At 63.7% G+C, this 10,449-nt stretch carries 12 protein-coding genes; 4 read left to right on the forward strand and 8 right to left on the reverse strand.

All coding sequences use genetic code 11. The features are described 5' to 3' along the window. Positions 1 to 104: 104 nt before the first annotated feature. The 3 genes from NCHOL11_RS16390 to NCHOL11_RS16400 form a co-directional block, all read right to left on the reverse strand. Complete coding sequence (locus NCHOL11_RS16390) at positions 105 to 1,121, reverse strand: zinc-binding alcohol dehydrogenase family protein (RefSeq protein ID WP_097093687.1); 1,017 nt, start codon at positions 1,119 to 1,121, stop codon at positions 105 to 107. Between the two features lie 78 nt (positions 1,122 to 1,199). Next, positions 1,200 to 2,384 carry an acetyl-CoA C-acyltransferase gene (locus NCHOL11_RS16395; RefSeq protein WP_097093688.1) on the reverse strand — a complete coding sequence of 395 codons (1,185 nt, stop codon included), beginning with the start codon at positions 2,382 to 2,384 and terminating at the stop codon, positions 1,200 to 1,202. 111 nt (positions 2,385 to 2,495) lie between these two features. After that, a complete protein-coding gene (locus tag NCHOL11_RS16400; protein ID WP_176502337.1) occupies positions 2,496 to 3,434 on the reverse strand; it encodes a ThuA domain-containing protein in 939 nt (312 codons plus the stop codon). Positions 3,435 to 3,609: 175 nt separating this feature from the next. Between NCHOL11_RS16400 and NCHOL11_RS16405 the strand changes: the two genes are divergently transcribed. Continuing rightward, positions 3,610 to 3,897 (forward strand): hypothetical protein, encoded by a 288-nt coding sequence (locus tag NCHOL11_RS16405; protein WP_097093631.1) that lies wholly within the window; start codon positions 3,610 to 3,612, stop codon positions 3,895 to 3,897. A 42-nt stretch (positions 3,898 to 3,939) separates the two neighbouring features. Here the strand turns inward: NCHOL11_RS16405 and NCHOL11_RS16410 are convergent, their stop codons facing one another. Both NCHOL11_RS16410 and NCHOL11_RS16415 read right to left on the reverse strand, forming a co-directional pair. Next, complete coding sequence (locus tag NCHOL11_RS16410; RefSeq protein WP_097093632.1) at positions 3,940 to 4,632, reverse strand: TetR/AcrR family transcriptional regulator; 693 nt, start codon at positions 4,630 to 4,632, stop codon at positions 3,940 to 3,942. 159 nt (positions 4,633 to 4,791) lie between these two features. Continuing rightward, positions 4,792 to 5,199 (reverse strand): VOC family protein, encoded by a 408-nt coding sequence (locus NCHOL11_RS16415; RefSeq protein WP_176502338.1) that lies wholly within the window; start codon positions 5,197 to 5,199, stop codon positions 4,792 to 4,794. 140 nt (positions 5,200 to 5,339) lie between these two features. Between NCHOL11_RS16415 and NCHOL11_RS16420 the strand changes: the two genes are divergently transcribed. From NCHOL11_RS16420 to NCHOL11_RS16430, 3 genes are all read left to right on the forward strand, one after another. After that, a complete protein-coding gene (locus NCHOL11_RS16420; protein WP_097093634.1) occupies positions 5,340 to 5,984 on the forward strand; it encodes a TetR/AcrR family transcriptional regulator in 645 nt (214 codons plus the stop codon). Between the two features lie 153 nt (positions 5,985 to 6,137). Further along, positions 6,138 to 7,160 carry a methyltransferase gene (locus NCHOL11_RS16425; protein WP_255254884.1) on the forward strand — a complete coding sequence of 341 codons (1,023 nt, stop codon included), beginning with the start codon at positions 6,138 to 6,140 and terminating at the stop codon, positions 7,158 to 7,160. Positions 7,161 to 7,186: 26 nt separating this feature from the next. Next, positions 7,187 to 8,368, forward strand: coding sequence for a dicarboxylate/amino acid:cation symporter (locus NCHOL11_RS16430; RefSeq protein WP_255254885.1), 1,182 nt, complete (start codon positions 7,187 to 7,189; stop codon positions 8,366 to 8,368). Here the strand turns inward: NCHOL11_RS16430 and NCHOL11_RS16435 are convergent. The 3 genes from NCHOL11_RS16435 to NCHOL11_RS16445 all read right to left on the reverse strand — a co-directional run. Continuing rightward, positions 8,340 to 8,864, reverse strand: a complete 525-nt coding sequence (locus NCHOL11_RS16435; RefSeq protein ID WP_097093636.1) for an Lrp/AsnC family transcriptional regulator — start codon at positions 8,862 to 8,864, stop codon at positions 8,340 to 8,342. The genes NCHOL11_RS16430 and NCHOL11_RS16435 overlap by 29 nt on opposite strands. Further along, positions 8,861 to 9,331 (reverse strand): Lrp/AsnC family transcriptional regulator, encoded by a 471-nt coding sequence (locus NCHOL11_RS16440; protein WP_201516144.1) that lies wholly within the window; start codon positions 9,329 to 9,331, stop codon positions 8,861 to 8,863. Before NCHOL11_RS16440 ends, NCHOL11_RS16435 begins: the two co-directional genes overlap by 4 nt. 265 nt (positions 9,332 to 9,596) lie before the next feature. Then, positions 9,597 to 10,449: sugar phosphate isomerase/epimerase family protein (locus tag NCHOL11_RS16445; protein WP_217991109.1), on the reverse strand; the 853-nt coding region annotated here is incomplete at its 5' end.

Consider the following 10,449-nt stretch of genomic DNA (forward strand, 5'->3'; position numbering starts at 1 on the left):
GTTTTCCAGGCAGATGGAATCATCTGCTGGCCCGGAAAACGCGGCAAAAAGCAAAATTTTAGAGCAGCCGAACCGATGCCATCGGATCGGAATCTGCTCTGGATTCAGCTCTTCGGGATGCCCCGAAGAACCAGCTTGCCGATGGCCGTGCCGGTTTCCACCAGCGCATGCGCCTGCCTCAGCGCCGCCGCGCTCATCGGTCCCAGATCGCGTGTCATCGTTCCCTGCAACACGCCCTCGTCCACCAGCCGCGCGATCTCGCACAAGGCATGATGCTGCTCGACCATGTCGGACGTTCCGTAGATGGAGCGCGTGAACACGCCTTCCCATGCCACCGTGACCGACTTCTGCCGCAGCGGCACGATGTCGAAGCTCTTCACGTCATCGATAAGGGCCAGCCTGCCCTGCGGCGCGATGATGCGGGCATAGGCGGGCAGATGCCGGTCGCTGGCGGCCAGGCTGGCGATGAAATCGACCGACTTTACACCGATCCCGCTCAGCCCGTCATGCAGCGGGGCGCGATGGTCGATCACATCATGCGCGCCCATCTGCCTCACCCATGCGATGCTCTCGGCGCGCGAGGCCGTCGCAATGACGCGTAGCTTCGTCAGCCGCCGGGCCAGCTGCACCAGCATCGAACCGACGCCGCCCGCGCCATTGACGATCAGGATCGACTGCCCCTCACCCCCTCCGCGCGGGACGCGCAGCCGGTCGAACAGCAGTTCCCAAGCCGTCAGGCCCGTCAGGGGCAGCGCCGCCGCTTGGGCAAAGTCGATCGAGCGTGGCTTGCGGCCAACCAGGCGTTCGTCAACCGCATGCAATTCAGCATTGGTGCCCGGCCGCTTCACCGTGCCCGCATGGAAGACCTCGTCGCCCGGCGCGAACAACGTCACCTCCGAGCCAACGGCTTCCACCACGCCCGCCGCATCATAACCCAGCACCATCGGCTCGTCCGCAGGCTTGGCGCCGCCACGCAGCTTCGTATCGACCGGGTTCACCGACACGGCATGGACACGGACGATCAGGTCGCGCGGGCCGGGCGACGGATCGGCGACCTCGATGTCGATCAGCGCATCCTCCCGATCGATCGGGCCGCCCTGCCTGAAACCCACCGCCTTCATGCCCAGCCTGCTCCCCAAAAGCCGATCATCCGCCACCCGCTTACCGGCTTCCGGCGAAAAGGAAAGCCGCCCGCTATGTCAGGCCAGTTCCAGCGCCATCGCCGTCGCTTCCCCGCCACCAATGCACAGGCTCGCCACCCCGCGCTTAAGCCCGCGCTCCTGCAATGCGGCCAGCAGCGTCGCCACGATGCGCGCGCCCGACGCGCCGATCGGATGCCCCAGCGCGGTGGCGCCGCCATTCACGTTCAGCTTGTCGGCCGGAATGCCAAGCTCCTTTGCCGCGATCATCGCCACCACGGCAAAGGCTTCGTTCACCTCGAACAGATCGACATCCTCCACCTGCCAGCCCGCCTTTTCCAGCAGCTTGCGCATTGCCGGGACCGGCGCCGTCGTAAAGCGCGACGGTTCATGCGCATGGGCAGCGCTTGCGACGACCGTTGCGATCACCGGCAGCCCCAGCCGCTCCGCCACGCTCCGCCGCGTCATCACCAGCGCCGCCGCCCCATCGGAAATGGAGGAGCTGTTCGCCGCCGTGATCGTGCCATCGGCAACGAAAGCGGGCTTGAGCGATGGGATCTTGTCCGGCCGCGCCTTCCCCGGCTGCTCGTCCGTGTCGACAACGGTATCGCCGCCACGTCCGGGCACCGTCACCGCGGCAATCTCCCGCCGGAAAGCGCCGCTCGCGATCGCCGCCTGCGCCCGTTCCAGCGATCGCACCGCATAGGCATCCTGCTCGGCGCGGGTGAACTGATAGTCGCGCACCGCGTCCTCGGCAAAGACGCCCATCGCCTTGCCGGGCTCATAGGCATCTTCCAGCCCGTCCATCATCATCGTGTCGATGATCCGGTCATGGCCGATCCGCGCGCCCGACCGGTGCTTTGGCAGCGCATAAGGGGCGTTGGTCATGCTTTCCATCCCGCCCGCGACGACCAGATCGGCCGCCCCCGCCATCAGCGCCTCCTGCGCCATGATCGCTGCCTGCATGCCCGAACCACACATCTTGTTGACGGTGGTGGCCTCCGTATTGAGGCCGAGCCCCGCACCCAAAGCCGCCTGCCGCGCGGGCGCCTGACCCAGCCCCGCAGGCAAGACGCAGCCCATATAGATACGGTCGATCGCATCCACCGGGGCCCTTGCGCGCTCCATCGCAGCCTTCACCGCCGCAGCGCCCAAATCAGTGGCCTTCAGCGGCGAAAGCACTCCCTGAAACCCACCCATGGGCGTCCGGGCATAGCCAGCAATCACAACAGGATCATCCTGCATGGCATTTTCCTTTACCTGTCGGCAGGGGCGGTGCAGCGCCCCGGCCATCGTCTGGCTCGATATAGGAGCCTGGCGGTCCTTATGCATCATCCCGACGATCAGGAAAGTGGTTCAGCGCGCGGGCAGAACCTCCTTGCCGCCAGCACAGCGCGACCCCTCCAGCCCCGCCGCCCAGGCGATCGCCCCGCCGATCATCTTGCGATGCAGCGGCTCGCCATAGGTCGACGCGGCATGGCCCAGCGCCGAATAGAAAGCGCGGCCATCGCCCACGCAATGCGTCCACACCATCGGATGATCCGCGCCCATGCGGATGTCCTTCGCCTTGGTGAAGGATGTCAGCTTCTGCAGCGGACTGTAGCTTTTCTCATCGATAGTGACGAGAATGCGGTAGCCCTTGGCGCGCGGGCTCGCGTCAAAGCTGTACCACTCATCGGTCCGCCGCCACGTCTTGGGCAACTCTCGGGTCGCGGGATGATCGCGATCCTCGACGTTCAGCGTCGCCTGCTGAAACTGCGGACCCATGATATGGCCGATGAACTGCGCGCCGATCAGATTGTCGACATACCAGCGCCACGCATATTGCGGATCGCCACCAGCGCCGTGCAGCCCGACAAAGCCGCCGCCCTTTTCCAGCCAGTCACGGAAAGCGTCACGCTGCGCCGACGTCAGCACGTCGCCGCTGACGCTGCTCCACACCACCGCCTTGAAGCGCTTCAGCTGCGCGGGATTGAACACCGCCGCATTTTCGGTCGTGTAGCTGCTCCACCCCCGCTGCTTCGCGATCTCCGCAATCGCCCGGTTCGCCGCCACGATCTGCTCATCGTCGCGAAAGCCATTGGTCTTGGAAAAGATGAGGATCGCCTTGTCCGACAGCGCAGGCAGGACAGGCGGCGTCTCGTCATAACTTACGCCCACACCCAGCACGATGCGTCCAAAATTGCCCGGACCAATCGCCCGCACCGTCATCGCCACCAGGATGGCTACCGCCAGCAGGACGATGATCGCCACCCATTTGATGACGCGCCACGCCTTGCTTCTACGCTTCGCCATCCCGTCATCCCCCTTCATGCTTGTCAGCGCCCTGCCTTCAGAAGCACCGTCCCGAAACCCGGCTACGTTCAGCAGCGCGAAAGGCATATCCGGATATTCGGGCAGAAGTAAACATGTGCGTTGCGTTGTCCGCAATGCTGCAATAGTTTCTCGCCACAGTTGAACGGAGACCATGATGAAAAACTGGATGATCGCGGCGGCCCTGATTGCGATGTCGCCGATGCCCGCCTTCGCGCAGACCGCCTATTCCACCGCCACGACCGAACTCGGCACGCTGCTCGACGACCCGGCGGCCAAGGCTGTCCTGGAAAAGCACGTCCCCGGCATGACCACCAACGATCAGGTCGACATGGCCCGCGCCATGACGCTCAAGGACATTCAGCAATATTCGCCCGATGACATCACGGACAAGGTTCTTGCCGCCATCGACGCGGACCTCGCGAAGCTCCCCGCCAAGAAATAATCACCGCTTTTTGGCCGGGGTGGTTCATCCCGGCCAGCCCCATCACCAGCTTTCCCGTCCGCGCAGCAGGACGTCTACCGCATCGGCGGCAAAGCGCGCGGCCTCTTCCCGGCTCACCTCCCGGATCGTTTCTTCCGTCCGGCGCCAACCCTGTATCATGCTGAGCAACTGCCGCGCCACGCGCTCGGGATCGACCGGCGGCGCCAAGTCGTCCTTCGTCCCTGCAACGATCTCGCTGGTCAGGAACTGAAGCTCATAGCGATAGCCGATCTGATAAAAGCTCTGCGCGATCTCCGGAAAGCGTGACGCGGTCGTCAGGATCAACCGGTCGAACTGCGCCACTTCGGGATTGCCCAGCGACTCCATCAAAATCTGCGCGTGGCGCTTCAGCCGGTCGGGAAATGGCTCCGGCAGATCCGCATTGCCCGCGCTGGCATCGCTCGACCATCGCTGAACCCGGTCCTCGACCACCGCTTTCATCAGCGCTTCCTTGGTCGGATGGCGCGCATAGAGCGTCCGTTTCGACACCGCCGCAGCCTGGGCCACCGCCTCCATCGACGTCGCTTCATACCCCGTCGACAGGAACAGGTCCCGCGCCGCCGTCAGGATGGCTTCATCAATCTGGCCCGCCTTCTTGTTCGGCGGCCTCCCCGTCCGGCGCGCGGGGGCATGCTGTCCGGCCGCTTTCGCCTCGCCAGTGTCAGCCTTTTCTATCCCTTTTCCGGTGCGCGGCATGCTCTGTCCAAAAACCTAAACTCGACCTCTCCTTATGTCGGTTTGATTTGGCATCACAAGCAAAGTCTCTGGTGCCCCGGACCGTGTCGGTAATCGGGCCCCATTCCGGGACGCGACGTCGCGCCCCGGTTGCGGCCCGCGCCTTCAAGCACGACCCGCTCAGCCCTGCCGCTGGCTGATCTGAAGGAGATGCCCTTCAGGGTCCTTCACGAAGGCATGGCGCCCAAAGCCGGGAACCTCCCGGTCTTCCACCACCGTGCCCCCCGCCTTCTCGACGCGCTGCAAACAGGCGCTAAGGTCTCCGCTCGCAAAGCCGATGATGGATTCATTATTCGCAGGCTGCGTGTCCTCGGGAAAGCTCGCCAGGATGAACAGCGGACCGCCCTTGTAGGTCGGCTGATAAACGATTTCGACGACATCGCGCCCAGTGATCTTCGCGTCCATCCGGTTCATTTCCACCAGCCCGAACACGGACTTGTAGAAGGCTTCGGACTTCCCGATGTCATGAACGACCAACTTCAGGAACATGAAGTCGATATCCTGTTCCGCACCAAAAGGCAGTTCCATCATTCTCTCCCGGGTTGATTTCCGCTCTTCACCTTTCCGGCTCCCCGCCGGAATCGATCAGGGAATTTTCACATTATCGTGTAATTAGTCAATCATTACTATGCTTGCCATTCTTCTCCGGCTGCGCGACGAGGCAAAAGATGAATGAAGTGCGTATCAAGAGGCGTGCGGGCCGCCCGAAGGCGGAGGTGGCCGAACAAAAGCGCCTGAACCTGATCCTCGTCGCGCTTGAGGAATTTGCGCGCTCCGGCTTCCACGCCGCATCCCTGCGCGACATCGCGGAAAAGGCTGAGGTGTCGAGCCGAACGCTCTACAATCACTTTCCCGACAAGCTGGCTCTTTTCGAAGCCAGCCTGGAACATTCGGGCGCGCAGCTGATGCCTGACCTGCCCGACCTCGAAGGCGACCTGCACACCCGGCTCGTCACCTACGCGACAGAGATGCAGCGCCAGCTTTCATCCACGCGCAGCACCCGCATCGCGCGCCTCATCTATCGGGAGGGCGGCGAATTTGACGAACTGCGCCAGATCGCCCGCCACCAGTTCGAACGGCATCAGGTCAGCCCGGTCGCGGAACTGCTGGAAAAGGAAGGTGTCGCGGAAGCGGATAGCCGCAACTTCGCCAAGCAGTTCGTCGCCATGGCCTTTGGCGAATGGCAACGCCGCCTGTTGTTCGGTGGTCCTCCCCTGACCCCCGAAGAAATGGCCGCGCACGCGCGATTTGTGACCCAACTCTTCCTGAACGGCATCGCCCCCAGCCTTCGCGGCAATGACGCGGGCCTTTGAAGGCTCCTTCTCCGTCACCCCGGGCTTGACCCGGGGTCCCGCTGCCTCCGCAGCGCCAGATAGCAAGTCCAGGTGCTCCTGAACGCCCTTGGAGCCCGCCCCGGACCCGATAGGCCGTTCCCGGCGTTCTCTAGCCGGAAGGGAGAATGATGCATGGAGCAAATGGCATCGGGGGCGCTATTTGACGACGATCCGTCGCAGGAACAGGGCTGGAGCCCGTCTGTCGCTGATACTGACGGCAGAGCGGCCGCCCTGCTGGACCTGCTCGCCCTGCTCAAGGCGCGCGGCTATCATTTCATCACCCCCACCCCCGCGACACATGCACGCCTGATCGAACGCGCGCCACTGCGCCGCGCCCACGACCTGCGCGACGTGTTCGGCTGGTCGCTGCCATTCGACGCCAATCTGCTTGAGCCCGAACTGCTCCATATTCTCGACCGAGCGAGCGCGCTCGAACAGCATGGCGACGGCCTCAAAAGCCGTTTTCGCGTGTCGTCGCTCGGCCCTGATCTGCTGCTGCATTCCGCCTATCCGACCGATGATCAGGACGCGATCTTCTTCGGACCAGACAGTTACCGCTTCGCCCGCCTGATCAGCGATGAACTGTCCCGATGCCCGCAGCGCGACGGCGCACGGCTTGTCGATATGGGCACCGGCGCGGGCGTCGGCGGCATCGTCGCCGCGCATCATTGCCCGCGCGTCGAAATCATCATGACCGACGTCAATCCCGCTGCGCTCCGCCTCGCCCGGATCAACGCGCAGGCGGCTGGTGTCGATGCGCGCTTCTGCGAGGCTGGGGATCTGTCGCCGATCGGCGGAACGTTCGATCTGCTCCTCGCCAACCCGCCCTATATCGTCGACTCCGCAGGCCGCGCCTATCGCGATGGCGGCGGCATGCACGGGGCTGAAATATCACTGACGATGGCGCGGCAGGCCGTGCCCCGGCTGGCTGATGACGGCCGCTTCATCCTTTATACCGGCAGCGCCATCGTCGGCGGCAACGACGAACTGAAGGTGCGCCTTTCCAGCCTTGCGCAAGAGCATGACTGCCTGCTCCGCTATGCCGAAATCGATCCGGACGTGTTCGGGGAGGAACTGGAAAACCCCGCCTATGCCGATGTCGAGCGCATCGCGCTGATCACCGCGGTGATCGAACGCCGGGCGGCCTCGAATTGATCTCCGTAAAGGCGCGACCCCTGCACTTGCTGGCTGGCCTTGTCCTCGGCTTGGCGGCGGGCATCATTATCAGTGGGCCGCTGCAGCAGACCCTTGGGACCATTCTTCAGCCGGTCGGCAGCCTCTGGCTGGACGCGCTGACCATGACGGTCGTGCCGCTGGTCTTCGGCTTGCTCGTCACCGGCATCGCTTCTGCCTCTCGCAACGCCGCCTCTGGCAGCATCGCGGGCCGCGCCCTCATCCTCTTCGCGCTGATGCTGACGGCAGCTTCGGTCTGCGCGGCGTTTCTGGCGGAGGGGCTGTTGCGCCTCTGGCCAGTCGCGCAGGGTTTCGCGCCGGTCGGGGCCCCGCCACCCCCTCCGCCGCAGAGCGCATGGTACAGCGGCATCATCCCCGCAAACCCGATCAAGGCCGCCGCTGAAACGGCCATGGTGCCGCTGGTCGTCTTCGCGATCTTCTTCGGCTTCGCCATCGCGCGCATCACTCGGGATCTGGCCGACGCCTTGCTCAAGCTCCTGACCGGCCTTGTCGAAACCATGCTGGTCATCGTCGGTTGGGTGCTGGCCGTCGCGCCCATCGGCATCGCGGCCTTGGCCTTCGGCGCGGGGGCGAAGCTCGGCGTCGGCGCGGTGGGTGCCTTTGCCCAATATATCGCGGTCGTCGCTGCCTGCTGCCTTGCCGCGACGCTGCTCGCTTATCTCTGGGCAGCGCTGGCGGGGCGCCGCTCTCCCCTCCGCTTCGCCCGATCGGCCCTCCCGGCTCAGGCCGTGGCTCTCGGCACGCAATCCTCGCTCGCAACGCTGCCCGTCATGGTGGACGCTGCCCGCGACCTCGACGTTCCGGAAGAAACCGCTGCCATCGTCCTGCCGATGGCCGTGTCGCTGTTCCGCGCCTCCAGCGTCGCCGCGAACGTCGCTGTCGCCATCTATCTCGGCCACATGCATGGCGTAGCGATCGGCATCGCCACCCTGGCGCTGATTGCCCTCGTCGCCGTGCCCGTCAGCCTCGGCGCGGTCGGCCTTCCCGCGCAAGTCTCCTTCTTCGCGACGATCGCCCCCGTCTGCATCGCCGCTGGCGTGCCCGTAACGGCGCTCCCACTACTCCTGGCGATAGAGGCGATCCCCGACCTCTTCCGCACCGTCGGCAACGTCACCAACGACATCGCCGCCGCCTGCATCGTTACGCCATCGCAACGACATTCTTTTTAGAAACCGCGTTTATTTCGCTATTTCCTTTTGGCATTTGCGTAATCCGCGCCACTCCCGCCTCATATTTCAGATTATGCACGGAAATCCCCGTCTCCACCCGCTGCACTCCAGGCAGGGTACGAATCTTGGCCGAAACCAGGTCATTCAGCTGCTCGATATTCGTGAAAAGGCCCATCGCCAGCAAATTGAACCGCCCCAGCAGCAGCACGACGCAATTGATCTCCGGCATCCGCCTCAATTGCTCCGCGATCGCCGTCACCTGCGACGGATCGGCGTTGATCCCCATCATGCAAAGGTTGGGCGACCCCGCGAGGCGGAAATCCGTCACCACCGTGAAATGGATCAGCCCCTCATTCTGCAACCGCTTTATCCGCGCCCGGATCGTCCCTTCGGTGACGCCCAGTTCAGCAGCAATCGCCCGGTTCGAAATGCGCGCATCGAAGGACAGCTTGTCCACGATCCTCCGGTCCAGCGGATCCAGCAGCGGCGCGCTCATGTCGGCCCCAGCGGCACGACGTTGAACTCATATTTGACGATGTCCACCGCGACGCCGGAATCAATCTGCGCCACACCCTCGATGCCGGAGATATGGTCGTAGAGAAATTCCTGAACCTCGGAAAAATCATGGAGCGCCACCATCAGCTCCAGATCATAACCGCCGTTCATGGCATTGACGCTCAGCACTTCGGGGAATTTGGCAAGGTCGCGTCCCACTTCCTGGATGCCACGCCCCTGCACCCTGACGCCGACGGCAATGATGACATTATACCCTCTCGCCGCGAAGTCGGTCACGGCGACGACACGCATCGCCCGCGCATCCTCCATCTTCTGCAACCGTGCCGAAACGGTAGCGGCGGTCACCGACAGTTGCTGCGCAATGTCCTGGTTGGTTGCCCGCCCATTGGTCCGCAGGATTTCGATGATGCTATTATCCAGTGCATCCAGTGCGGGCGGCGCTGCCATCCGCCCATTCCGTATCTGCATTCCCCATGCCTCCCGTAGATGCGCGGGTTATAGCGTGCAGGAATTCAGAGTGCCACCTGACGGCCGGGAGCGGATGACTGGCCGTGGCCGCCCGGTCTTCAACAATGCACAGTTCTGCGCACCGTCACGCCGCATGTTTTGATGGCAACGATCATCCATCATGACGATGCGTATGAAACGGGTGGTTCAGCTATGCGAAAAAAATCCGCTATCTACCGCCCAATCTCGATGGCCCTCCGCAGCCTCACTGGTCCAGCAATGCCTTCACGCAATCCACCGCATTTTGTGCGCGTTGTTGTGGTGTTGTTCCTGCGTCTATTTGTTTTTGCTGTGGTATTTCGACGCTGAGTGGAGTGTTGGGGTTTAGGGTTTGTTCGAACGCTGTGATATTGAAGCTGCCTTGTCCGGGGAGGAGGCGCTGGATGCCGGCTTCATGTTCGATCTGGGATGGATCGATGGTTGCGGGCCCGTCGGAGATTTGGGCGATGGCGATGGCGGGGTGACGGAGGAGCGCCATGCTGGTGTCTGCTTCGCCGCCACGCATGATGTGGAGGAGGTCGGCTGTGACCTTGATGTCGGGGCGGCCGGCGCGGGCTATTTCTTCGAGGGCGGCGCTGAGGGTCCGGACCTGGGAGGGGGGATAAAATTCGAGTGACAGGGCGATGCCGAACGGGGCGGCGAGTTCGGCGAGTTCGATAAGTTTTTCGGTGCGGCGGAGAGGATCGCGGTCGTAGCACAGGACATTGGCAAGTGGCGCGCCCAATGCTGCGCCGGTTTCAAGCGCGGGGGCGAAGTCAGCAACGTTGGTGCGCCCTGCCATGGTGAAGGGGTAGATGAGGTCGACCTTGACCCCGGTGGCGGCGAGCGCGTCGCGGGTCTGGCGCAGCGCCTGGGGATCGCGCACCAGGTCATAGCTGGGCATGGCGGGCAGCACCTCCATGGAATGGAGGAACGGGCAGATGCCTTCACACCCCACCTCTGCGGCGATCTGCGCCAGCTGCCAGGGGGTGGTGTCGGTGACGGTGATATGGTCGAGCGACAGGCGCTTGTCGGCCATATCCTCTCCTCTTTTGGCTTTGCGTGCGAGCGATGCCGGA

It is taken from the genome of Novosphingobium sp. Chol11, from assembly GCF_900218065.1.
Lineage (GTDB): Bacteria > Pseudomonadota > Alphaproteobacteria > Sphingomonadales > Sphingomonadaceae > Sphingobium > Sphingobium agri.

What these genes read in the sequence shown, in the direction of transcription:
- NCHOL11_RS16395 (WP_097093688.1), bottom strand. Translation starts at nt 2,384, where the DNA reads ATGCAGGATGATCCTGTTGTGATTGCTGGCTATGCCCGGACGCCCATG.
- NCHOL11_RS16400 (WP_176502337.1), bottom strand. Translation starts at nt 3,434, where the DNA reads ATGGCGAAGCGTAGAAGCAAGGCGTGGCGCGTCATCAAATGGGTGGCG.
- NCHOL11_RS16435 (WP_097093636.1), bottom strand. Translation starts at nt 8,864, where the DNA reads ATGAGCGCGCCGCTGCTGGATCCGCTGGACCGGAGGATCGTGGACAAG.
- NCHOL11_RS16420 (WP_097093634.1), top strand. Translation starts at nt 5,340, where the DNA reads ATGAATGAAGTGCGTATCAAGAGGCGTGCGGGCCGCCCGAAGGCGGAG.
- NCHOL11_RS16415 (WP_176502338.1), bottom strand. Translation starts at nt 5,199, where the DNA reads ATGGAACTGCCTTTTGGTGCGGAACAGGATATCGACTTCATGTTCCTG.
- NCHOL11_RS16410 (WP_097093632.1), bottom strand. Translation starts at nt 4,632, where the DNA reads ATGCCGCGCACCGGAAAAGGGATAGAAAAGGCTGACACTGGCGAGGCG.
- NCHOL11_RS16390 (WP_097093687.1), bottom strand. Translation starts at nt 1,121, where the DNA reads ATGAAGGCGGTGGGTTTCAGGCAGGGCGGCCCGATCGATCGGGAGGAT.
- NCHOL11_RS16425 (WP_255254884.1), top strand. Translation starts at nt 6,138, where the DNA reads ATGGAGCAAATGGCATCGGGGGCGCTATTTGACGACGATCCGTCGCAG.
- NCHOL11_RS16405 (WP_097093631.1), top strand. Translation starts at nt 3,610, where the DNA reads ATGAAAAACTGGATGATCGCGGCGGCCCTGATTGCGATGTCGCCGATG.
- NCHOL11_RS16440 (WP_201516144.1), bottom strand. Translation starts at nt 9,331, where the DNA reads ATGGCAGCGCCGCCCGCACTGGATGCACTGGATAATAGCATCATCGAA.